General features: G+C 59.1%; 20 protein-coding genes. 19 read left to right on the top strand and 1 reads right to left on the bottom strand.

The window, feature by feature from the left end; all coding sequences use genetic code 11:
* Positions 1-3: 3 nt before the first annotated feature.
* The gene (gene map, locus ACTJLA_RS23865) at positions 4-786 is read right to left on the bottom strand and encodes a type I methionyl aminopeptidase (protein ID WP_054917857.1); all 783 of its coding nucleotides are present in this window, start codon (positions 784-786) and stop codon (positions 4-6) included.
* Positions 787-1,174: 388 nt separating this feature from the next.
* Between map and rpsB the strand changes: the two genes are divergently transcribed.
* The 19 genes from rpsB (at position 1,175) to ACTJLA_RS23770 (ending at position 23,889) form a co-directional block, all read left to right on the top strand.
* Positions 1,175-1,912: a 30S ribosomal protein S2 gene (gene rpsB, locus ACTJLA_RS23860; RefSeq protein WP_003189158.1), complete on the top strand. Its 738-nt coding sequence runs from the start codon at positions 1,175-1,177 to the stop codon at positions 1,910-1,912.
* 191 nt (positions 1,913-2,103) lie between these two features.
* The gene (gene tsf, locus ACTJLA_RS23855; protein ID WP_005785711.1) at positions 2,104-2,967 is read left to right on the top strand and encodes a translation elongation factor Ts; all 864 of its coding nucleotides are present in this window, start codon (positions 2,104-2,106) and stop codon (positions 2,965-2,967) included.
* 211 nt (positions 2,968-3,178) lie between these two features.
* Positions 3,179-3,922 carry a UMP kinase gene (gene pyrH / locus ACTJLA_RS23850; protein WP_003189161.1) on the top strand — a complete coding sequence of 248 codons (744 nt, stop codon included), beginning with the start codon at positions 3,179-3,181 and terminating at the stop codon, positions 3,920-3,922.
* Positions 3,919-4,476, top strand: coding sequence for a ribosome recycling factor (gene frr, locus ACTJLA_RS23845; RefSeq protein ID WP_003189163.1), 558 nt, complete (start codon positions 3,919-3,921; stop codon positions 4,474-4,476). Before pyrH ends, frr begins: the two co-directional genes overlap by 4 nt.
* 17 nt (positions 4,477-4,493) lie before the next feature.
* Positions 4,494-5,249 carry a polyprenyl diphosphate synthase gene (uppS, locus tag ACTJLA_RS23840; protein WP_054899097.1) on the top strand — a complete coding sequence of 252 codons (756 nt, stop codon included), beginning with the start codon at positions 4,494-4,496 and terminating at the stop codon, positions 5,247-5,249.
* The gene (locus ACTJLA_RS23835; protein WP_034126832.1) at positions 5,250-6,056 is read left to right on the top strand and encodes a phosphatidate cytidylyltransferase; all 807 of its coding nucleotides are present in this window, start codon (positions 5,250-5,252) and stop codon (positions 6,054-6,056) included.
* Complete coding sequence (ispC, locus tag ACTJLA_RS23830) at positions 6,053-7,243, top strand: 1-deoxy-D-xylulose-5-phosphate reductoisomerase (protein WP_314549130.1); 1,191 nt, start codon at positions 6,053-6,055, stop codon at positions 7,241-7,243. Before ACTJLA_RS23835 ends, ispC begins: the two co-directional genes overlap by 4 nt.
* 53 nt (positions 7,244-7,296) lie before the next feature.
* The gene (gene rseP / locus ACTJLA_RS23825) at positions 7,297-8,649 is read left to right on the top strand and encodes a sigma E protease regulator RseP (protein ID WP_054899099.1); all 1,353 of its coding nucleotides are present in this window, start codon (positions 7,297-7,299) and stop codon (positions 8,647-8,649) included.
* Between the two features lie 74 nt (positions 8,650-8,723).
* A complete protein-coding gene (gene bamA, locus ACTJLA_RS23820; protein WP_054917864.1) occupies positions 8,724-11,111 on the top strand; it encodes an outer membrane protein assembly factor BamA in 2,388 nt (795 codons plus the stop codon).
* Positions 11,112-11,156: 45 nt separating this feature from the next.
* Positions 11,157-11,660, top strand: a complete 504-nt coding sequence (locus ACTJLA_RS23815) for an OmpH family outer membrane protein (protein ID WP_003189173.1) — start codon at positions 11,157-11,159, stop codon at positions 11,658-11,660.
* A gap of 3 nt (positions 11,661-11,663) precedes the next feature.
* Complete coding sequence (gene lpxD / locus ACTJLA_RS23810) at positions 11,664-12,719, top strand: UDP-3-O-(3-hydroxymyristoyl)glucosamine N-acyltransferase (protein ID WP_034126835.1); 1,056 nt, start codon at positions 11,664-11,666, stop codon at positions 12,717-12,719.
* A 111-nt stretch (positions 12,720-12,830) separates the two neighbouring features.
* Entirely contained in the window at positions 12,831-13,271 is a 441-nt protein-coding gene (gene fabZ, locus ACTJLA_RS23805; RefSeq protein ID WP_003172281.1) for a 3-hydroxyacyl-ACP dehydratase FabZ, read from the top strand.
* On the top strand, positions 13,268-14,044 hold the full coding sequence (gene lpxA, locus ACTJLA_RS23800) for an acyl-ACP--UDP-N-acetylglucosamine O-acyltransferase (RefSeq protein WP_032893181.1): 777 nt from the start codon (positions 13,268-13,270) through the stop codon (positions 14,042-14,044). The genes fabZ and lpxA overlap by 4 nt, the downstream gene beginning before the upstream one ends.
* Positions 14,045-14,046: 2 nt before the next feature.
* Positions 14,047-15,186: a lipid-A-disaccharide synthase gene (gene lpxB / locus ACTJLA_RS23795; protein WP_072446902.1), complete on the top strand. Its 1,140-nt coding sequence runs from the start codon at positions 14,047-14,049 to the stop codon at positions 15,184-15,186.
* Positions 15,187-15,188: 2 nt separating this feature from the next.
* Positions 15,189-15,815 carry a ribonuclease HII gene (rnhB, locus tag ACTJLA_RS23790; RefSeq protein ID WP_161793220.1) on the top strand — a complete coding sequence of 209 codons (627 nt, stop codon included), beginning with the start codon at positions 15,189-15,191 and terminating at the stop codon, positions 15,813-15,815.
* Between the two features lie 76 nt (positions 15,816-15,891).
* Positions 15,892-19,413 (top strand): DNA polymerase III subunit alpha, encoded by a 3,522-nt coding sequence (dnaE, locus tag ACTJLA_RS23785; RefSeq protein ID WP_003189180.1) that lies wholly within the window; start codon positions 15,892-15,894, stop codon positions 19,411-19,413.
* Between the two features lie 129 nt (positions 19,414-19,542).
* Positions 19,543-20,490: an acetyl-CoA carboxylase carboxyltransferase subunit alpha gene (locus tag ACTJLA_RS23780; RefSeq protein ID WP_003189182.1), complete on the top strand. Its 948-nt coding sequence runs from the start codon at positions 19,543-19,545 to the stop codon at positions 20,488-20,490.
* Positions 20,491-20,664: 174 nt separating this feature from the next.
* Complete coding sequence (gene tilS / locus ACTJLA_RS23775) at positions 20,665-21,984, top strand: tRNA lysidine(34) synthetase TilS (protein WP_314549152.1); 1,320 nt, start codon at positions 20,665-20,667, stop codon at positions 21,982-21,984.
* Positions 21,985-22,257: 273 nt separating this feature from the next.
* Positions 22,258-23,889: a CTP synthase gene (locus tag ACTJLA_RS23770; protein ID WP_034126838.1), complete on the top strand. Its 1,632-nt coding sequence runs from the start codon at positions 22,258-22,260 to the stop codon at positions 23,887-23,889.
* The last annotated feature ends 1 nt before the right edge of the window (position 23,890 follow it).

Here is a 23,890-nt window from a genome sequence, read left to right as displayed (position 1 = left end):
CCTTCAGGCAGAAACGCGTGGGATGGTGTCGTCAGCGCGCAAGGTGAAGATCTCGTAGCCGGTGTCGGTGACCAGCAGGGTGTGCTCCCACTGGGCCGAGAGCTTGCGGTCCTTGGTGATGGCGGTCCAGCCGTCGCCCAGCACCTTGGTGTCGGCCTTGCCTTGGTTGATCATCGGTTCGATGGTGAACGTCATGCCGGCCTTGAGTTCCATGCCGGTGCCGGCGCGGCCGTAATGCAGAATCTGCGGCTCTTCGTGGAACACCTTGCCGATACCGTGGCCGCAGAACTCGCGCACCACCGAGAAGCCGTTCTTTTCCGCGTGCTTCTGGATCACTTCACCGATGTCACCCAGGCGGCAGCCGGGCTTGACGATCTCGATGGCCTTGTACATGCATTCCTGGGTGACCTGGGACAGACGCTCGGCCCATACCGGCACATTACCGACGTGGAACATGCGGCTGGTGTCGCCGTGGTAACCATCCTTGATCACCGTGACGTCGATGTTCAGGGTGTCGCCGTCTTTCAGTGGCTTGTCACCGGGAATGCCGTGGCAGACCACGTGGTTGATCGAGGTGCAGATCGACTTGGGGAAGCCTTTGTAATTCAGCGGGGCAGGGATGGCTTTTTGCACGTCGACTATATAGTCGTGGCAAATGCGGTCCAGCGTTTCGGTGGTGACGCCGGGCTTGACGTGTTCGGCGATCATTTCCAGCACGTCGGCAGCCAGTTTGCCGGCAACGCGCATGCCTGCGATGTCTTCGGCGGTTTTCAAGGTAACGGTCATACAGGCTCTCTCTAGCGCGACGCGCTGAAATCAATACGGTTCACGGGGAGCGCGACAAAGGGGTACAGCATTCGCGCAAGTCCCAAAAAACGCGATTCTAACAGACGATGCTGGCAAATCATGCGCGTCTGGTGATCGCTTCTCTCTATGAGGTAGAGGCATGTTGGCTGTATTCAAGGGGTTACGCAAAGACGACGACCGGCAAGTGTGATTGCGGGTTTCGTTTTTGCCGATGCTGTGGTATAAAATGCGCCGCTTTCCGGGGATACCCCGCAAAGCTTAAATCCACACACGTGTCGACACGATGACCTGGGTGCCGGAGGCCTTGATGCCGCTGGTTGGTCATTGGGATACGTGGAGGCCAAACCCGACTTATTAAGGAACTATCATGTCCCAAGTCAACATGCGCGATATGCTGAAGGCCGGTGTGCACTTCGGTCACCAGACCCGTTACTGGAACCCGAAAATGGGTAAGTACATTTTCGGCGCGCGTAACAAGATTCACATTATCAACCTTGAAAAAACCCTGCCAATGTTCAACGAAGCGCTGACTTTCGTAGAGCGTCTGGCCCAGGGCAAAAACAAGATCCTGTTCGTTGGCACCAAGCGTTCCGCTGGCAAGATCGTTGCTGAAGAAGCAGCACGTTGCGGTTCGCCGTACGTGGATCACCGCTGGTTGGGCGGCATGCTGACCAACTTCAAAACCATCCGTGCTTCCATCAAGCGTCTGCGTGACCTTGAAGTACAAGCCGAAGACGGTACTTTCGCCAAGCTGACCAAGAAAGAAGCGCTGATGCGCTCCCGTGACCTGGAAAAGCTCGATCGTTCCCTGGGTGGTATCAAGGACATGGGCGGTCTGCCTGACGCACTGTTCGTTATCGACGTTGATCACGAGCGCATCGCGATCACCGAAGCCAACAAGCTGGGCATCCCGGTTATCGGCGTAGTCGATACCAACAGCAGCCCGGAAGGCGTTGACTACATCATCCCAGGCAACGATGACGCAATCCGCGCTATCCAGCTGTACATGGGTTCGATGGCTGACGCTGTAATCCGTGGTCGCAACCACGTTGCTGGTGGTACCGAGCAGTTCGTTGAAGAAGCTCCGGTAGCTGCCGCTGAGTAATTGACGCCCTGGCGTTGACTCAGTAAGCAAAAAGGGGGCTTGGCCCCCTTTTTGCCACCTCGAAAACCATTTGTCGGCAGCGCAGCTACATTATTTGTAACGTGCAGCGGCCTACAACGGAAATTCGGGAAGAATTGATCGCCCGTTTAATCGGGTGGAATGGTTGAAAACCTATCCAAGAGGATTTTGAAATGGCAGAGATTACTGCAGCGTTGGTTAAAGAACTGCGTGAGCGTACCGGCGAAGGCATGATGGATTGCAAAAAGGCCTTGACCAAGGCCGGCGGCGACATCGAAAAAGCCATTGATGACATGCGTGCTTCCGGCGCCATCAAGGCTGCCAAGAAAGCAGGTAACGTGGCTGCTGAAGGCGCTATCGCTCTGAAAGAAGACGGCAAATCCGCCGTTCTGCTGGAAGTGAACTCCCAGACCGACTTCCTGGCTCTGCAGGATGACTTCAAGGCATTCGTTGCTGCCAGCGTCGAAAAAGCTTTCGCTGACAAGCTGACCACTGTTGAGCCTCTGATCGAAGCTCAAGAAGCAGCTCGCCTGGTACTGGTCGGCAAGGTTGGCGAAAACGTCAACATCCGTCGCCTGGTTCGCGTTGAAGGTGACGTAGTTGGTGGCTACCTGCACGGCAACAAAATCGGTGTTGCAGTTGTTCTGAAAGGCGGCGACGTTGAGCTGGCCAAAGACATCGCGATGCACGTTGCTGCAAGCAACCCTGAGTTCCTGCTGCCTTCGGAAGTTTCGGCCGAAGCGATCGAGCGTGAAAAAGCTGTGTTCCTGCAGCTGAACGAAGAAAAAATCAAAGGCAAGCCAGAAAACATTGTTGAGAACATGGTCAAAGGCCGTATCAGCAAGTTCCTGGCCGAAGCAAGCCTGGTTGAGCAGGCGTTCGTCAAGAACCCTGAAATCAAGGTTGGCGAACTGGCCAAGAAAGCCGGTGCTGAAATCGTTTCCTTCACTTACTTCAAAGTAGGCGAAGGCATCGAGAAGCCGGTCGACAACTTCGCTGAAGAAGTTGCTGCCCAGCTGGCTGCCGCCAAGCAATAAGACAGTTCCAAACTGTCGCCGAAAGAGGCTGCCCGCTCACGCGCGCAGCCTCTTTTCAAATGGGAAGGCCAATTTTATTTGGTTTCCTCTCGGAACTGGCTTACAAAGCCGTGTTCCGATGGCGCTGTGACAGCGTCCAGCTAGAGTGAACGCAAGCCGTAAACGGCTCGCCAAGAATTTTTTAAAAAATACGCCGCAGGAGAGATTCGCAATGGCTCAGCAGGGCAGTGGTTATCAGGCTCGCTATAAACGCATTCTACTCAAGCTCAGCGGCGAGGCCCTGATGGGCTCGGAAGAGTTCGGGATCGATCCCAAGGTGCTTGACCGCATGGCGCTGGAAGTCGGCCAGTTGGTCGGTATCGGCGTGCAGGTCGGCCTGGTGATTGGTGGTGGCAACCTGTTCCGCGGTGCGGCACTGAGTGCGGCCGGTATGGACCGGGTTACCGGCGACCACATGGGCATGCTGGCCACTGTGATGAACGCCCTCGCCATGCGCGACGCCCTGGAGCGCGCCAACATCTCGGCCATCGTGATGTCGGCAATTTCCATGGTTGGCGTGACCGATCACTATGATCGCCGCAAAGCCATGCGCCACCTGAACTCCAAGGAAGTGGTGATCTTTGCTGCTGGCACAGGTAACCCGTTCTTCACTACCGACTCGGCCGCATGCCTGCGTGCTATCGAAATCGATGCCGACGTGGTGTTGAAGGCGACCAAGGTGGATGGCGTATACACTGCAGACCCATTCAAAGACCCGCATGCCGAGAAGTTCGATCATCTGACCTACGATGAAGTGCTGGATCGCAAGCTGGGTGTCATGGACCTGACCGCTATCTGCCTGTGCCGCGACCACAAGATGCCGCTGCGCGTATTTAACATGAACAAGCCCGGCGCCCTGCTGAATATCGTACATGGCGGCGCAGAAGGGACTCTGATCGAGGAAGGCCAACAATGATCAACGAAATCAAGAAAGACGCCCAGGCGCGTATGCAGAAATCCCTGGAATCCTTGAGTCATGCCTTTGGCCAGATCCGTACTGGCAAGGCGCACCCAAGCATCCTGGGCAGCGTGATGGTGCCTTACTACGGTTCCGACACCCCGCTGAGCGGCGTGGCCAACGTGACCGTGAAGGATTCGCGTACCCTGCAAGTTGTTGCCTTCGAGCGCAACATGCTCGCCGCCGTCGACAAGGCTATCCAGAGTGCCGGCCTGAACCTCAACCCGACCAACTTGGGCGAGTTGCTGCTGATCTCCATGCCAGCCCTGACCGAAGAAACCCGCAAGGGCTTCACCAAGCAGGCGCGCAGTGCTGCTGAAGATGCGCGCGTTGCAGTGCGTAACATCCGCCGCGATGCACTGGGCGATCTGAAGAAGCTGGTCAAGGACAAGGAAATCAGCGAAGACGAAGAGCGCCGCGCCGTCGCTGATATCGACAAGCTGACCAAGGACGCCGAAGCCCAGATCACCAAGGCGACCGAAGAAAAAGAAAAGGACCTGATGGCCGTATAAGGGGTCAGGACGCCTTCATGGAAAAGACCAAGCAGACTGTGCCCTCCGTGGTGCCGCGCCATGTCGCGATCATCATGGATGGGAATAATCGCTGGGCGAAAAAACGCTTTATGCCGGGTGTTGCCGGGCATAAAGCGGGTGTTGACGCGGTAAGGGCGGTGATTGAGGTGTGCGCCGAGGCCAAGGTCGAAGTATTGACCTTGTTCGCGTTCTCAAGTGAGAACTGGCAGCGACCCGCCGATGAAGTCAGTGCCTTGATGGACCTGTTCTTCAAGGCTCTGCGTCGTGAGGCCAAGCGCCTCAACGACAACAACATCAGTCTGCGTATCATCGGTGATCGCTCGCGGTTCCATCCGGAGCTGCAAGCTGCCATGCGCGAAGCCGAGGCCATCACTGCCGGTAGTAACCGTTTTGTGTTGCAGATCGCAGCCAACTACGGTGGCCAGTGGGATATTGCCCAGGCTGCGCAGCGGCTGGCCCGCGAAGTGCAGGCCGGCCATCTGCGCCCGGACGACATCACGCCCCAACTGTTGCAAACCTGCCTGGTGACCGGCGACCTGCCGTTGCCGGACTTGTGCATTCGCACCGGTGGCGAGCATCGCATCAGCAATTTCCTGCTGTGGCAGCTGGCCTACACCGAGCTGTACTTCTCCGACCTGTTCTGGCCGGACTTCAAACACGAAGCCATGCGTAATGCACTGGCTGATTTCGCTTCCCGTCAGCGTCGCTTCGGTAAAACGAGCGAGCAGATCGAAGCTGGAGCCCGGGTTTAAATGCTTAAACAACGAATCATCACGGCGCTGATCCTGCTGCCGATTGCCTTGTGCGGTTTTTTCCTGCTCGACGGTTCCGGCTTTGCGCTGTTCATCGGCCTGGTTGTGACCCTTGGTGCGTGGGAGTGGGCGCGCCTGGCAGGCTTTGTCAACCAGTTGCCGCGTATGGCCTATGCCGCCTTGGTCGCGCTGTTGTTGTTCTTCATGTACATCCTGCCGGACATCGCGCCCTGGGTGCTGGGGGCTGCAGTGTTGTGGTGGGCGTTGGCGACTTTCCTGGTGCTCACCTATCCGCGCACCAGTAGCCAGTGGTCCAGCGTGGCCTGCAAGCTGGTGATTGGCCTGGCGATCCTCTTGCCGGCCTGGCAAGGGCTGGTGGAGATAAAGCGTTACCCGCTGGGCAACGAATTGATCCTGGCTGTGATGGTGTTGGTATGGGGCGCCGACATTGGTGCCTACTTCTCGGGTAGAGCTTTTGGCAAACGCAAGCTGGCCCCGGCCGTAAGTCCCGGCAAGAGCTGGGAAGGCGTATACGGCGGCTTGGCCTTGACGCTGCTGATCACCCTGGTGGTCGGTGTGGTGCGTGACTGGTCAGTAAAGGAAGTGCTTCTGGCCTTGCTGGGGACGGCTATTGTCGTCTTCATCTCGGTGGTGGGCGACCTTACCGAGAGCATGTTCAAACGCCAGGCGGGCATCAAGGACAGCAGTAACCTGCTGCCAGGCCATGGCGGTGTGCTTGACCGTATCGACAGCCTCACCGCCGCGCTGCCTATTTTTGCCGTGCTGTTGTGGATGATCGCTTCGTGAGCCGCCTGCAGCAGGTTACGGTGCTGGGTGCGACCGGCTCGGTCGGGCTCAGTACCCTGGATGTCATCGCGCGTCACCCCGATCGCTATCAGGTTTTCGCCCTGACCGGCTTCACGCGTTTGCGCGAGTTGCTGGCCTTGTGCGTGCGTCACTCGCCGCGCTTTGCCGTGGTGCCGGAAGCTGCTGCGGCTCGCAATCTGCAGGATGATCTGCGGGCTGCCGGGCTGGCTACTCAGGTATTGGTTGGCGAGGCAGGCTTATGCCAGGTCTCGGCCGATGCGGACGTGGATACGGTGGTGGCGGCGATTGTCGGTGCGGCAGGTTTGCGCCCGACCTTGGCGGCAGTCGATGCTGGCAAGAAAATCCTGCTGGCCAACAAAGAAGCCTTGGTCATGTCCGGCGCACTCTTTATGCAAGCGGTGCGTAAGAGCGGAGCGGTGCTGCTGCCTCTGGACAGCGAGCACAACGCCATCTTCCAGTGCATGCCCGGTGATTTTGCCCGCGGCTTGAGCCAGGTCGGCGTGCGCCGGATTCTGCTGACGGCATCGGGTGGCCCATTCCGCCAGACTCCGTCGGCCGAGCTGGACCATGTGTCTCCCGATCAGGCATGCGCTCACCCGAACTGGTCCATGGGGCGCAAAATCTCCGTGGATTCGGCGAGCATGATGAACAAGGGCCTGGAGTTGATCGAGGCATGCTGGCTGTTCGATGCGCGGCCTGACCAGGTTGAGGTGGTCATTCACCCACAAAGTGTGATCCATTCCCTGGTCGATTACGTGGATGGTTCGGTGTTGGCGCAATTGGGTAACCCGGACATGCGCACACCGATCGCCAACGCCTTGGCGTGGCCTGAGCGGATTGATTCCGGCGTAGCACCGTTGGACTTGTTTGCAATCGCGCGCCTGGACTTCGAAGCCCCGGACGAGCAGCGTTTCCCTTGTTTGCGCCTGGCGCGGCAAGCGGCCGAGGCGGGTAACAGTGCCCCGGCGATGCTTAACGCGGCCAACGAAGTTGCCGTGGCGGCGTTTCTTGAGCGGCGCATCCGCTTTCCGCAGATCGCGAGTATCATCGAGGACGTCCTGGCGCTTGAGCCGGTAGTGGCAGTGAATGACCTGGAGGCGGTGTTCGAGGCCGACAACAAGGCCCGAGCCCTGGCCGGGCAATGGTTGGATCGCAATGCGGGTTAGGCCGCGGGCAGGTTTGAGTCTTCAGGCATTGGATTGAAATGCGGAGAAATTAGATGAGTGCGCTCTACATGATTGTCGGCACCCTGGTTGCTCTGGGTGTGTTGGTGACCTTCCACGAATTCGGCCACTTCTGGGTGGCGCGTCGTTGCGGCGTCAAGGTATTGCGCTTTTCCGTCGGTTTCGGCATGCCGTTGTTGCGCTGGCATGATCGCCGAGGCACTGAGTTTGTCATTGCTGCTATCCCGTTGGGCGGCTACGTCAAGATGCTCGATGAGCGCGAAGGCGAAGTGCCTGCGGACCAGTTGGACCAATCCTTCAATCGCAAGACCGTTCGTCAGCGTATTGCGATTGTCGCGGCGGGACCGATCGCCAACTTCCTGTTGGCGATGGTGTTCTTCTGGGTCTTGGCCATGCTGGGCAGCCAGCAGGTGCGCCCGGTCATTGGCGCGGTCGAAGCCGACAGCATCGCGGCCAAGGCGGGCCTGACGGCAGGGCAGGAAATTGTATCCATTGATGGCGAACCCACCACAGGTTGGGGCGCGGTCAACTTGCAGTTGGTGCGTCGCCTGGGTGAAAGCGGCACCGTCAATGTGGTGGTGCGTAACCAGGACTCCAGCGCTGAAACCCCGCGGGCATTGGCGCTGGACCATTGGCTCAAGGGCGCCGATGAGCCCGATCCGATCAAATCCCTGGGGATCCGCCCTTGGCGTCCGGCTTTGCCGCCGGTGCTGGCCGAGCTGGATCCAAAAGGGCCGGCCCAGGCTGCTGGCCTGAAAACCGGTGATCGCCTGTTGGCCCTTGATGGCCAGGCGCTGGATGACTGGCAGCAGGTGGTCGACCTGGTGCGTGTGCGCCCTGATACCAAAATTGTGCTGAAAGTTGAGCGCGACGGTGCTCAAATCGACGTCCCCGTGACCCTGTCGGTGCGAGGCGAAGCCAAGGCGGCCGGGGGCTACCTGGGGGCAGGGGTCAAAGGTGTCGAATGGCCGCCATCGATGGTGCGAGAGGTCAGCTACGGGCCTTTGGCAGCGATTGCAGAGGGCGCGAAACGCACCTGGACCATGAGCGTGCTGACCCTCGAATCCCTCAAGAAAATGTTGTTCGGTGAGCTCTCGGTAAAAAACTTGAGTGGACCGATAACCATTGCTAAAGTGGCGGGCGCTTCTGCCCAGTCGGGTGTCGCGGATTTCCTGAATTTCCTGGCTTATCTGAGTATTAGCCTTGGGGTTCTGAATTTGCTGCCCATTCCAGTATTGGATGGGGGGCATCTGCTGTTTTATCTGGTCGAGTGGGTGCGTGGTCGCCCCTTGTCGGATCGGGTGCAGGGTTGGGGGATACAGATTGGTATCAGTTTGGTGGTCGGGGTGATGTTGTTAGCCCTGGTCAACGATCTGGGACGTCTGTAACGCTTCGCTGAATTGCGAATCTGCCGCATTTTGCGGCAGTTTGTTTATTGCCAGTTGGAATAAGAAAGGACTTCATGAAACGTCTGCTGCTAACTGCGGTTCTCACCGTATTGATGATCGCCGAAGTTCACGCCGAGTCCTTCACCATCTCCGATATTCGCGTCAATGGCCTCCAGCGGGTCTCCGCGGGTAGCGTCTTTGGTGCCTTGCCGTTGAACGTCGGGGAACAGGCGGATGATCGTCGCCTGGTGGAATCCACTCGTGCGCTGTTCAAAACCGGGTTCTTTCAAGATATCCAACTGGGTCGCGAAGGCAACGTCCTGGTCATCACGGTCGTCGAGCGACCTTCCGTCGCCAGTATCGCGATCGAAGGTAACAAGGCCATCTCCACTGAAGACCTGATGAAGGGCCTGAAGCAATCGGGCCTGGCCGAGGGCGAGATCTTCCAGCGCGCAACCCTTGAGGGTGTGCGTAACGAGTTGCAACGCCAGTACGTTGCCCAGGGCCGCTACTCCGCGACCGTGGAAACCGAAGTGATCCCCCAGCCTCGTAACCGTGTGGGCCTGAAGGTCAACATCAACGAAGGCACCGTGGCCGCCATCCAGCACATCAACGTCGTGGGCAACACCAAGTTCCCTGATGAAGACCTGGTCGACCTGTTCGAACTCAAGACCACCAACTGGTTGTCGTTCTTCAAGAACGATGACAAGTACGCCCGTGAAAAACTCTCCGGTGACCTGGAACGCCTGCGCTCCTACTACCTGGACCGTGGCTACATCAACATGGACATCGCTTCGACCCAGGTGTCCATCACCCCGGACAAGAAGCACGTCTATATCACCGTCAACGTCAACGAAGGCGAGAAGTACAAGGTTCGTGACGTCAAGCTCAGCGGCGACCTGAAAGTGCCTGAAGACCAGGTCAAGTCCCTGCTGCTCGTGCAGAAGGACCAGGTGTTCTCGCGCAAGCTGATGACCACCACCTCAGAACTGATCACCCGCCGCCTGGGTAACGAAGGCTATACCTTCGCCAACGTCAACGGCGTGCCGACCCCGAATGATGAAGACCACACCGTGGACATCACCTTCGTCGTCGATCCGGGCAAGCGTGCCTACGTCAACCGTATCAACTTCCGCGGCAACACCAAGTCCGCGGACGAAGTGCTGCGTCGTGAAATGCGTCAGATGGAAGGTGGCTGGGCTTCGACCTACCTGATCGACCAGTCCAAGACCCGTCTCGAGCGCCTGGGCTTCTTCAAGGAAGTCAACGTCGAAACCCCGGCCGTACCGGGTGTGGATGACCAGGTTGACGTGAACTACGCCGTGGAAGAACAAGCCTCGGGTTCGATCACCGCCAGCGTCGGTTTCGCCCAGAGTGCCGGTTTGATCCTGGGTGGTTCCATCACGCAGAACAACTTCCTGGGTACCGGTAACCGTGTGTCCATCGGCCTGACCCGCAGCGAATACCAGAGCCGATACAACTTCGGCTATACCGACCCCTACTGGACTGCAGACGGTGTGAGCCTGGGCTACAACGCCTTCTACCGCACCACCGACTACAAAGACCTCGATGTTGACGTTGCAAGCTATGCGATCGACAGCCTGGGTGCCGGTGTCAACGTGGGTTACCCGATCAGCGAGACTTCGCGCCTGACCTTCGGCCTTACCGCCCAGCAGGATGAGATCAAGACCGGTATTTATACCGTGGACGAAATCTTCGACTTCACCCGTCGTGAAGGCGACAAGTTCCTGAACTTCAAGGCGTCTGCCGGCTGGTCCGAGTCGACCCTGAACAAAGGCGTACTGGCAACCCGCGGCCACTCCCAGAGCCTGACCGCGGAAGTCACTACGCCGGGCAGCGACCTGTCGTTCTTCAAGCTCGACTACCGCGGCCAGTTGTTCCAGCCGTTGAGCGATAACTACACCATGCGCCTGCACACAGAGTTGGGCTATGGCGACGGTTATGGTTCGACCAATGGCTTGCCGTTCTATGAAAACTACTATGCAGGTGGTTTCAACTCGGTACGTGGCTTCAAGGACAGCACTCTGGGTCCGCGTGGTACGCCGAGCCGCGGTTTTGCTCAGACCGGTAACCAGGGCACTGTCGCTGACTCGGACAACGACCCGCTGCCATTCGGTGGTAACGTGCTGATCCAGGGTGGTGCGGAGATTCTGTTCCCGCTGCCGTTCGTCAAGGACCAGCGTTCGCTGCGTACTTCGGTCTTCTGGGACGTGGGTAACGTGTTCGACTCCAAGTGCGAACAGATCAAAAACCCAAGTGGCTTGAAGTCCAATACTCAATGCAACGACGTGAGCCTCAGCAACCTGGCGAGCTCCGTGGGCGTGGGTGTGACCTGGGTGACTGCGCTGGGCCCGTTGAGCTTTGCTCTGGCCATGCCGATCAAGAAACCGGATAACGCTGAAACCCAGATTTTCCAATTCTCCCTCGGCCAGACGTTCTAAGCGTCTGACCTAAGATAACGACAACGGATTCTGTAGGAGTACATCGTGCGTAAGTTGACTCAATTGGTCTTGCTGGCCACTGTGCTGGTCACCACCCCGGCCTTCGCCGAAATGAAAATCGCGGTCCTGAACTATCAGATGGCCCTGCTGGAGTCCGATGCGGCCAAGCGATACGCCGTGGATGCCGAGAAGAAATTCGGTCCGCAGCTGACCAAGCTCAAGACGCTGGAAAGCAGCGCCAAGGGCATCCAGGACCGCCTGGTAGCCGGTGGCGACAAGATGCAGCAAGGCGAGCGCGAGCGTCTGGAGCTTGAATTCAAGCAAAAGGCCCGTGACTACCAGTTCCAATCCAAGGAGCTGAACGAAGCCAAGGCTGTGGCCGACCGCGAAATGCTCAAGCAGCTCAAGCCGAAATTGGACAGCGCTGTGGAAGAAGTCATCAAGAAGGGTGCCTTTGACCTGGTGTTCGAGCGTGGCGCCGTGATCGACGTCAAGCCTCAATACGACATCACCCGCCAGGTGATCGAGCGCATGAACCAGCTGAAGTAAACCATGACAGCGACTATCAAGCTCGGCGAGTTGGCCGAGTTCCTGGGAGCCACCTTGCGTGGCTCCAAGGAGAAAGAAATCACTGGGCTAGCCACCTTGCAGGAGGCTGGCCCAGCTCAGTTGAGCTTCCTCGCAAATCCTCAATACCGTAAATACCTGGTCGACTGCCAGGCCGCAGCCGTGTTGCTGAAGGCCGCCGACGCCGAAGGGTTTACCGGGGATGCGCTGGTGGTGGCCGATCCGTACCTGTCGTACGCCAAGGCGTCGCACCTGTTCGATCCCAAGCCGAAGGCGGCCGGCGGTATTCACCCGTCTGCCGTGATCGCCGATGATGCCCAGGTTGATCCTGCCGCCAGCATCGGTGCATTCGCCGTGATCGAAAGCGGGGCGCGTATTGGTGCTGGTGTCACCGTGGGTGCCCACTGCTTTATCGGTGCACGCTGTGAAATTGGTGCCGATGGTTGGCTGGCCCCCCGCGTGACCCTCTACCACGATGTGCGTATTGGTCAGCGTGTGGTCATTCAGTCCGGTGCTGTTATCGGCGGCGAAGGCTTTGGCTTTGCCAACTCCAAAGGTGTCTGGCACAAGATCGCCCAGGTCGGTGGCGTATTGATCGGCGATGATGTGGAGATCGGCGTGAACACCGCCGTGGATCGCGGGGCCTTGGCTGATACCGTGATCGGCAACGGTGTGAAGCTCGATAACCAGATCCAGATCGCCCACAACGTGCAGATTGGCGATCACACCGCCATGGCGGCCTGCGTGGGTATTTCCGGCAGCACCAAGATCGGCAAGCATTGCATGCTCGCCGGTGGCGTTGGGCTGGTGGGACATATCGATATTTGCGACAACGTCTTCATCACCGGCATGACTATGGTGACCCACTCGATCACAGAGCCAGGGGCCTACTCGTCCGGTACCGCGATGCAACCTGCGGCCGAATGGCGCAAGAGTGCCGCGCGTTTGAGGAAGATCGACGACATGGCACGACGTATCAAACAGCTTGAAAAGCGTGTCGGGGACGTGACCCCTGGCGGTAATGCTTCATCAGAAGGCTGATACCATTTCCATATCAAGTGTGCGCAGCCGCTAGACGGCCTCCTTGATTTGCTAGCGGGGCGTGCGCCTGGTGCGCCCGCCCCCAATCTTTATTACAGGCTTCCCCCCGAAATGATGGACATCAACGAGATTCGCGAATACCTGCCTCACCGTTACCCGTTCCTGCTGGTGGACCGCGTAGTGGACCTCAATGTCGAGGAAAAGCGCATTCGTGCCTACAAGAATGTCAGCATCAACGAACCATTCTTCAATGGTCACTTTCCTGCGCATCCAATCATGCCAGGTGTGTTGATCATCGAAGCCATGGCCCAGGCTGCCGGTATCCTTGGTTTCAAAATGCTCGACCTCAAGCCTGCTGACGGCACGCTTTACTATTTCGTGGGTTCGGACAAGCTGCGTTTTCGCAACCCGGTCACCCCGGGTGACCAGTTGATCCTGGAAGCCAAGTTCATCAGTTGCAAACGCCAGATCTGGAAGTTCGAATGCCAGGCCTCGGTAGATGGCAAGCCGGTGTGCTCTGCCGAGATCATCTGTGCGGAACGCAAACTATGAGTTTGATTGACCCTCGCGCAATCATCGATCCGTCGGCCGTACTGGCCGCCGACGTTGAGGTCGGCCCTTGGTCGATCGTCGGCGCAGGTGTGGAAATCGGCGAGGGGACTGTCATCGGGCCGCACGTGATCCTCAAGGGTCCGACCCGCATTGGCAAACACAATCGCATCTACCAGTTTTCCTCGGTAGGCGAAGACACCCCGGACATGAAGTACAAGGGTGAAGAAACACGCCTGGTAATCGGTGACCACAATATTATCCGTGAAGGCGTCACCATTCACCGTGGCACCGTGCAAGATCGCGCCGAAACCACCTTGGGTGATCACAACCTGGTCATGGCCTATGCGCACATCGGCCATGACAGCGTGATCGGCAATCATTGCATCCTGGTCAACAACACTGCGTTGGCAGGCCATGTGCACGTTGATGACTGGGCGATCCTTTCCGGCTTCACCCTGGTACATCAATACTGCCATATCGGCGCCCACAGCTTTTCCGGTATGGGCACCGCCATCGGCAAGGATGTCCCGGCATTCGTGACGGTGTTCGGCAATCCTGCCGAAGCCCGCAGCATGAATTTTGAAGGCATGCGTCGTCGTGGTTTCAGCGAAGAAGCCATCCACGCCCTGCGCCGTGCCTACAAGACGGTTTACCGCCAAGGGTTGACCGTGGAGCAGGCCCTGGCCGAGTTGGCCGAGCCTGCCACGCAGTTCCCGGAAGTCGCGGTATTCCGTGATTCTATCCAGACCTCGACTCGCGGCATCACCCGCTGATCATGGCCACTCTGCGTATTGCGCTCGTGGCCGGTGAAGCTTCCGGCGATATCCTGGGTTCTGGCTTGATGCGCGCGCTCAAGGCCCAGCATCCGGCGGTGGAATTTATCGGGGTCGGCGGCCCGTTGATGCAGGCCGAAGGCCTGACCTCCTATTTCCCCATGGAGCGCCTGTCGGTCATGGGACTGGTGGAAGTCTTGGGGCGCCTGCGTGAGCTGCTGGCTCGCCGCAAGCTGCTGATCAAGACGCTGATCGAAGAAAAACCTGACGTCTTTATCGGCATCGATGCGCCGGACTTCACGCTCAATATCGAACTCAAGTTGCGCCAGGCCGGGATCAAGACCGTGCACTACGTCAGCCCATCCGTGTGGGCGTGGCGCCAGAAGCGTGTGTTGAAAATCCGCGAAGGCTGCGACCTGATGTTGACCTTGCTTCCATTCGAAGCCCGGTTCTACGAGGAGAAGGGCGTGCCGGTGCGGTTTGTCGGCCACACCCTGGCTGACGCCATTCCCTTGCAGGCTGATCGTGCGGCTGCGCGCGCCGAGCTGGGCTTGCCCGATGGCCCGTTGGTAGCGTTGATGCCAGGCAGTCGTGGCGGTGAGGTGGGGCGTTTGGGGGCGTTGTTTTTTGATGCTGCCGAACGTCTTCAGGCGCAAAAGCCGGGAATCCGCTTTGTGCTGCCTTGCGCCAGTCCACAACGTCGTGCACAGATCGAAACCCTGCTGGAAGGCCGCAACCTGCCGTTGACCCTGCTCGATGGCCAGTCCCACCTGGCCCTGGCAGCCTGCGATGCGGTGTTGATCGCCTCGGGCACTGCCACACTTGAGGCCCTGCTGTACAAGCGGCCGATGGTCGTGGCCTATCGCCTGGCGCCACTGACCTTCTGGATCCTCAAGCGCATGGTCAAGAGCCCTTACATTTCCTTGCCCAACCTGCTGGCCCAGCGCCTGCTGGTGCCGGAGTTGTTGCAGGACGATGCAACGCCCGAAGCGCTTGCGCAAACCCTACTACCCTTGATTGACGGCGGCGAAGAGCAGACCCGTGGTTTCGACGATATTCACCGCACGTTACGCCGTGATGCCTCGAACCAGGCGGCCGACGCCGTGTTGACCCTGATCGGCCATAAACAGGAAGCCTTATGACCATGCAAATGGGCCTGGATTTCAGTCTCGTCGCCCAAGCCCACGAACTGGTGGCGGGTGTTGACGAAGTCGGGCGCGGCCCGCTGTGTGGCGCAGTGGTCACGGCGGCGGTGATCCTTGATCCGAACCGCCCGATCCTGGGGCTCAACGATTCGAAGAAGCTCACCGAAGCCCGTCGCGAAAAGCTCTATGACGAGATCTGTGAGAAAGCCCTGAGCTGGCATATCGCCCGGGCTGAAGTCGAAGAAATCGACGAGCTGAATATCCTGCACGCCACCATGCTGGCGATGCAGCGCGCTGTGGAAGGGCTGCACATCACCCCGAAAATGGCGATGATCGACGGTAACCGCTGCCCCAAACTGACAATGCCGTCCGAAGCGGTGGTCAAGGGCGATAGCAAGGTTCCCGCCATTGCCGCCGCCTCGATCCTGGCCAAGGTCAGCCGCGACCGTGAAATGGCCGCGTTCGAATTGATCTATCCCGGCTACGGCATTGGAGGCCATAAAGGCTACCCGACCCCCGTTCATCTGGAAGCTCTGGCTCGGCTCGGCCCCACCCCGATCCATCGCCGCTCGTTTGCCCCGGTGCGCCAGGCTTATGAGGCCCGTGAAAGTCTGATCGAGGTATAGCAGCAAGGCTGATGTTTTTACCCAGGCCCGGTACAATCCGGGCCTTGTTGTTTTCATGTATCAAGACAGGATCACTATGCCGGCTTCATTCGTTCATCTACGCCTGCACACTGAGTACTCCCTGGTCGACGGCCTGGTACGGATCAAACCGCTGGTCAAAACCCTGGTGGGCATGAACATGCCTGCGGTTGCGGTTACCGACCAGAACAACATGTGTTCCCTGGTCAAGTTCTACAAGAACGCCATGGGCGCCGGCATCAAGCCGATCTGCGGCGCCGATCTGTGGCTGTCCAACAAAGACCCGGATAACCCCCTGAGCCGCATCAGCCTGCTGGCGATGAACGGCGTGGGTTATCGCAACCTCACCGAACTGATCTCCCGTGGCTTTATCGATGGTCAGCGCAACGGCTCGATCATCATCGAGCGCGAGTGGGTGGCCGAAGCCAGCGAAGGTCTGATCATGCTCTCGGCGGCCAAAGAGGGCGAAATCGGTATCGCGCTGCTGGGCGGCAACCCTCAGGAAGCCGAAGTGCTGGCGCGTGAGTGGATGCAGGTGTTCCCAGGCCGGTTCTACCTGGAAGTCCAGCGCACCAACCGCCCCAACGATGAAGAGCATCTGCACGCTGCCGTAGCCCTGGCCGATAAGCTGGGTGCGCCGCTGGTGGCGACCAATGATGTGCGCTTTATCAAGAAAGAAGATTTCGAAGCCCACGAGACCCGCGTGTGCATCGGCGAAGGCCGTGCCTTGGATGACCCGCGCCGCTCGAAGAACTACAGCGAAGAGCAGTACCTCAAAAGCGCCGAGGAAATGGCGGAGCTGTTCAGCGACTTGCCCGAGGCCCTGGAAAACTCCGTCGAGATCGCCAAGCGCTGCAACATCGAAGTGAAGCTGGGCAAACACTTCCTGCCCAACTTCCCGATTCCCGATGGCATGACCATCGACGAATACTTTCGCAAAGTGTCGTTCGATGGCCTGGAGGAACGCCTCAGCGTCCTGCTGCCCAAGGACACCACCGAGGACTACGAAGCCAAGCGCCAGGTGTATGTCGATCGGTTGAATTTCGAGCTGGATATCATTATCCAGATGGGGTTCCCCGGTTACTTCCTGATCGTAATGGACTTTATCCAGTGGGCCAAAAACAACGGTGTACCGGTAGGCCCTGGTCGGGGGTCAGGTGCTGGCTCGCTGGTGGCCTACGTACAGAAGATCACCGACCTTGACCCGCTTGAATATGACCTGCTGTTCGAACGGTTCCTGAACCCGGAACGGGTTTCCATGCCCGACTTCGACGTCGACTTCTGCATGGATGGCCGTGACCGCGTGATTGAGTACGTGGCCGAAAAATACGGTCGCAACGCGGTAAGTCAGATCATCACCTTCGGCTCCATGGCCGCCAAAGCGGTAATCCGCGACGTGGCGCGGGTGCAGGGCAAGTCCTACGGTTTGGCGGACCGCCTGTCGAAGATGATCCCGTTCGAAGTCGGCATGACCCTGGAAAAAGCCTACGAGCAGGAAGAAATCCTGCGCGACTTCATCAAGGTCGATGAAGAAGCCGCCGAAATCTGGGACATGGCGCGCAAGCTCGAGGGCGTGGTGCGTAACGTCGGTAAACACGCCGGTGGTGTGGTTATTGCGCCGACCAAGCTCACCGACTTTTCGCCGATCTATTGCGATGAAGAAGGCGACGGACTGGTCACCCAGTTCGACAAGGACGATGTGGAGGCCGCCGGCTTGGTGAAGTTCGACTTCCTCGGCCTGCGGACTCTGACGATCATCGACTGGGCACTCAAGACCATCAACCGCGACCGTGCCAAGGTCGGCGAAGAACCGCTGGATATCGCGTTTATCCCGCTGGACGACAAGCCGACGTACAGCCTGCTGCAAAAAGCCGAAACCACCGCAGTGTTCCAGCTTGAATCCCGGGGCATGAAGGAACTGATCAAAAAGCTCAAGCCCGACTGCCTGGAAGACTTGATCGCACTGGTGGCCCTGTTCCGTCCGGGCCCGCTGCAATCGGGCATGGTGGATGACTTCATCAACCGTAAACACGGCCGGGCCGAGCTGGCTTACCCGCATTCCGACTATCAGTATGAAGGCCTCAAGCCCGTACTGGCGCCGACCTACGGCATCATCCTGTACCAGGAACAGGTGATGCAGATCGCCCAAGTGATGGCCGGCTACACCCTCGGCGGTGCGGACATGCTACGTCGCGCCATGGGTAAGAAAAAGCCCGAGGAAATGGCCAAGCAGCGCGGCGGTTTCATTGAAGGTTGCGCGACCAACAACATCGATGCCGACCTGGCCGGTAACATCTTCGACCTGGTAGAAAAGTTCGCCGGTTATGGCTTCAACAAATCCCACTCCGCAGCCTATGGCCTAGTGTCGTACCAGACCGCCTGGCTGAAAGCTCACTACCCGGCACCGTTCATGGCGGCGGTACTTTCGGCGGATATGCACAACACCGACAAGGTCGTGACCTTGATCGAGGAAGTGCGCACCATGAAGCTGCGCCTCGACGCGCCGGACGTGAACGCTTCGGAGTTCAAGTTCACGGTGAACGACGAAGGCCGCATCATCTATGGCCTCGGCGCGATCAAAGGCGTGGGCGAAGGCCCGGTCGAGGCCATTACCGAAGCGCGTCAGGACGGGCCGTTCAAGGACCTGTTCGACTTTTGCGCACGCGTTGACCTCAAACGCATCAACAAGCGTACCCTCGATGGCCTGATCCGCAGCGGCGCACTCGACCGTCTTGGCCCGTATTTTCATGATGAGCCGAAGGCTTACCAGGCCAATATCGATCGTAACCGGGCGGTGCTGCTGACCGCCATGGAAGAGGCGATCAAGGCCGCCGAACAGACCGCCCGTACCCATGACAGCGGCCACGCCGACCTGTTTGGCGGGCTGTTCGTCGAAGAAGATGCGGATGTCTACGCGAATCACCGCAAGGCCAAGGAGCTGACTCTGAAGGAGCGCCTCAAGGGTGAAAAAGACACCTTGGGCCTGTACCTCACTGGCCACCCGATTGACGAGTACGAAGGCGAAATCCGCCGTTTTGCCCGCCAGCGCATCATCGACCTGAAACCGGCGCGGGATACCCAGACCGTCGCCGGTATGATCATCGCCCTGCGGGTGATGAAAAATAAGAAGGGCGACAAGATGGGCTTCATCACCCTCGATGACCGCTCGGGCCGTATCGAAGCGTCATTGTTTGCCGACGCGTTTCACTCCGCCCAATCGCTGTTGCAGACCGACGCCATGGTGGTGGTGGAAGGGGAGGTCAGCAATGATGACTTCTCCGGTGGCCTGCGCCTGCGCATCAAGCGCGTGATGAGCATGGAAGACGCCCGCACCAACCTGGCCGAAAGCCTGCGCCTGAAGGTCAAGACCGAAGCGCTTAAGGGCGATCAGCTACGCTGGTTGGGTGACCTGCTAAAACGCCATCGTGGCGCATGCCCGGTGACCATGGAGTACACCGGCAGCGATGCCAAGGCCATGTTGCAGTTTGGTGAGACGTGGCGAATTGATCCCGCTGATGGCTTGATTCAAGCTTTGCGTGACCAGTTCGGGCGAGACAACGTCTTCCTCCAATACCGTTGACGGTCAGATAGATCTGATCTCGACTAAACATTTAATCTCGACCTAAACGCGCCTCTCCCTTAAGGTAGGGCGCGAATAGACAACCGGCTGGCCAGGCACCCCTTGGCCGTCGACCCAAGACGGACGCTTATGAACCCGAATTTTCTTGATTTCGAACAGCCGATCGCTGACCTGCAAGCCAAGATCGAAGAGCTGCGCCTGGTCGGCAATGACAATTCGCTAAACATCGGTGATGAAATCGCTCGCCTGCAAGACAAGAGCAGCACGCTCACCGAAGACATCTTCGGCAAGCTGACCAGCTGGCAGATCGCGCGCCTGGCTCGCCATCCGCGCCGTCCCTACACCCTGGACTACATCGAACACATCTTCACCGAGTTCGACGAGTTGCACGGCGACCGTCACTTCTCCGACGACGCAGCCATCGTGGGCGGCATCGCTCGCCTGGACGACCAGCCGGTGATGGTGATCGGTCACCAGAAGGGCCGTGAAGTGCGCGAGAAAGTACGCCGCAACTTCGGTATGCCGCGCCCGGAAGGCTATCGCAAGGCGTGCCGCCTGATGGAAATGGCCGAGCGCTTCAAGATGCCGATCCTGACCTTCATCGACACGCCGGGTGCCTACCCGGGTATCGACGCCGAAGAGCGCAACCAGAGCGAAGCGATTGCCTGGAACCTGCGCGTCATGGCGCGCCTGAAAACTCCGATCATTGCCACCGTGATCGGTGAAGGTGGTTCCGGCGGTGCCCTGGCCATTGGTGTCTGCGACCAATTGAACATGTTGCAGTACTCGACCTACGCGGTGATCTCGCCGGAAGGTTGTGCCTCGATCCTGTGGAAAACCGCCGAAAAGGCGCCGGACGCTGCCGAAGCCATGGGCATCACCGCCGATCGCCTCAAAGGCCTGGGTATCGTGGACAAGGTCATCGCCGAGCCACTGGGCGGCGCCCACCGTGACCCGGCTGCCGCCGCTGCGACCATCCGTGCCGAGTTGGGGTCGCAACTGGCGATGCTCAAGAAGCTGGATAACGAAGCGCTGCTGGCTCGTCGTTATGAGCGCCTGATGAGCTACGGCCTCTAAGCCGACGCTGTACCCAATGTAGTAGCCGGCTTGTGTGGGAGCTGGCTTGCCTGCGATAGCATCACCTTGGTATCACTGATACACCGAGGTGCCTGCATCGCGGGCAAGCCCGGCTCCCACATTTGCTTTGTGTATGCTGACGAACGTATTCAAGCTTTGCGGCGGTGACGTGTGATGAAACCAACCCTGCCGGCCACACTCCTGCACACCCTGGCCGACTGGCGCAACGCGCCGGCCTGGCATATCGCATTCTCCGGCGGTCTCGACTCCACCGTTCTGCTGCACCTCCTGGCCTCATTGGCCAAAATCGAAAATCTGCCTCCTGTCAGCGCCGTCCATGTCCACCATGGCCTGCAAGCTGCTGCCGATGCTTGGCCCTCTCATTGCCAATCGGTCTGCGACAGCCTGGGCGTACCTTTGCGCGTCATGCGCGTGCAGGTCAGTCAGGGTGCGAGCCTTGAGCGTGCGGCCCGCGAGGCGCGCTACCAAGCGTTCATGCAGGTCCTAGGGGGGGGGGAGGTGCTTTTCACTGGCCAGCATCGCGACGATCAAGCCGAAACCCTGCTGTTTCGCCTGCTGCGTGGCGCCGGTGTAAGAGGGCTGGCGGCTATGCCTGAGCATCGCCCCTTGGCGCAGGGGTGCTTGGTGCGGCCGTTGCTGGCATTTTCCCGTAGCGACCTGGAAGCCTACGCCCATCAGCATCAGTTGCAGTGGATCGACGACCCCTCCAACGTTGATCCACGGTTTTCCCGCAATTACCTGCGTCACCACGTACTTCCCGCGCTGACGAAACGCTGGCCACAGGCGATCACCCACCTGGCTCGCACGGCTGAACACATGGCTGAGGCTCAAGGGCTGCTCGACGAATTGGCGATGATGGACCTGCAGCGCGCCGATCAGCCTTCTGCGTTTCCCTGGTTGCCTCTGCCGTCCCTGGCGCTTGAACCATTGCGCGAGCTATCCGATGCCCGCCAGCGTAACGCCCTGCGGCATTGGCTCACGCCACTGACCCGTTTACCCGACAGCGACCACTGGGCCGGTTGGCATGCTCTGCGCGATGCCAAGAGCGACGCACAGCCTCTGTGGCGCCTGGCCGACGGCCAAATGCAGCGTAGCGTTGAACGCATCTGGTGGTTGCCCTCGACCTGGTCGGAGTTTTCCGACGCATCGGTGAGCTGGCCCGATCCGCAAGATCCACTAGAGTTAACGGGCAATGGTCAACTGAGGTTTATCGGCAAGGCCCCCGAAGGCCCGCTGGAGGTGCGTTATCGCCAGGGTGGCGAAATCATCGACGTAGCGGGCCGAGGCCGGCGGGATCTCAAGCGTCTGCTGAATGAAAGCGGCATGCCGGGCTTCGCCCGTGGCAGATTGCCGCTGGTCTATCGGGGCGAGCAATTGCTGGCTGTGCCAAGCGTTGCGGGGGCATGGTCCAGGTCGGTGGGTGAGGTGCAATTGGATTGGTTGCCACAGACCTGCGATCAAGGTTTGAGCTGATAGCGCCTTTCCGGTAGACTACGCTCCCTTCTTGATACAACTTCTGTGGATTCGCCTGAATCGCAGTCGTTGCCGATTACCAAGCAGTCTTTGCTGGGCGATTCCAAAAAATGTGTAGCGATCAACGTACCGGTGCTTCATTGCTGGTCTGTCACAACGCGGCGGTTTTTTTGAAAGGTGCACTGTGATTAATGCAGGTGATCGGGGGCTTCGGCCTTCCTTCGCTTTCCCCGGCGGCTCGGACCGCTTTAACGCAGACTTCTAGGGTTTTTCATGACGCGCTACATATTCGTCACGGGCGGTGTTGTTTCTTCATTGGGGAAAGGCATTGCCTCCGCTTCATTGGCGGCCATCCTGGAGGCGCGGGGACTTAAGGTCACCATGCTCAAGCTGGACCCGTACATCAACGTTGACCCGGGCACCATGAGCCCGTTCCAGCACGGTGAAGTGTTCGTCACCCACGACGGCGCCGAGACCGACCTGGACCTGGGCCACTACGAGCGGTTCATCCGCACGACCATGACCCAGAACAACAACTTCACCACCGGCCGTGTCTACGAGCACGTGCTGCGCAAAGAGCGCCGTGGTGACTACCTGGGTGCAACCATCCAGGTGATCCCGCACATCACCGACGAAATCAAGCGCCGCATTATCAAGGGTGCAGGCGATGCCGACGTGGCGATGGTCGAGATCGGTGGCACCGTGGGTGACATCGAGTCCCAACCGTTCCTCGAAGCCATCCGCCAGTTGCGTTTCGAAGTCGGCGCCAAGCGCGCGATGCTGATGCACCTGACACTCGTGCCGTACATCGCCACTGCCGGCGAAACCAAAACCAAGCCTACCCAGCATTCGGTCAAGGAACTGCGTTCCATCGGCCTGCAGCCGGATGTGCTGGTATGCCGCTCCGATCACCCGATCGACATTTCCTCGCGCCGCAAGATCGCGCAGTTCACCAACGTTGAAGAACGTGCGGTGATTGCCCTGGAAGACGCCGACACCATCTACAAGATCCCGGGCATCCTGCATTCCCAGGGGCTGGATGATTTTGTGGTCGAGCGTTTCGGCCTGCAGTGCGGCGGCGCCGACCTGTCCGAGTGGGAAGCGGTTGTCGACGCCAAGCTCAACCCTGAGCATGAAGTCACCATCGCCATGGTCGGCAAGTACATGGAACTGCTGGACGCGTACAAGTCGCTGATCGAAGCGATGAGCCACGCCGGTATCAGCAACCGTACCAAGGTCAACCTGCGCTACATCGATTCCGAAGACATCGAGAACCAGGGCACCGCGCTGCTCGAAGGTGTTGACGCTATCCTCGTTCCCGGCGGTTTCGGCCTGCGTGGCGTGGAAGGCAAGATCACCGCAGTGCAGTACGCCCGTGAAAACAAGGTGCCGTACCTGGGTATCTGCCTGGGCATGCAAGTGGCTGTTATCGAGTTCGCCCGTAACGTGCTGGGCTGGAAAGACGCCAACTCCACCGAGTTCGATCACACCAGCGGCCATCCGGTCGTGGGCCTGATCACCGAGTGGGAAGACGCCACCGGCGCCGTTGAAACCCGTACCGAAACGTCCGACCTGGGCGGCACCATGCGCCTGGGCGCACAGGATTGCCTGCTGGAAGCTGGCTCGCTGGTACACGACTGCTACGGCAAGGATGTGATCGTCGAGCGTCACCGCCACCGCTATGAAGTGAACAACAACCTGCTGCCGCAGATCAAAGAAGCTGGCCTGAAAATCTCCGGCCGCTCCGGTGATGGCAAGCTGGTTGAAGTGGTCGAGGCACCGGATCATCCGTGGTTCGTGGCTTGCCAGTTCCACCCGGAGTTCACCTCGACGCCGCGCGACGGTCACCCGTTGTTCAGTGGTTTCGTCAAAGCAGCACTGACGCAACATCAGAAGAAGGCGTAAA

The organism is Pseudomonas sp. 22072 (genome assembly GCF_052046095.1).
In the GTDB taxonomy this organism is placed as follows: domain Bacteria; phylum Pseudomonadota; class Gammaproteobacteria; order Pseudomonadales; family Pseudomonadaceae; genus Aquipseudomonas; species Aquipseudomonas paracarnis.
Note: the sequence above shows the minus strand (reverse complement) of the source record. Positions and strands in the feature narration are given on the sequence as shown.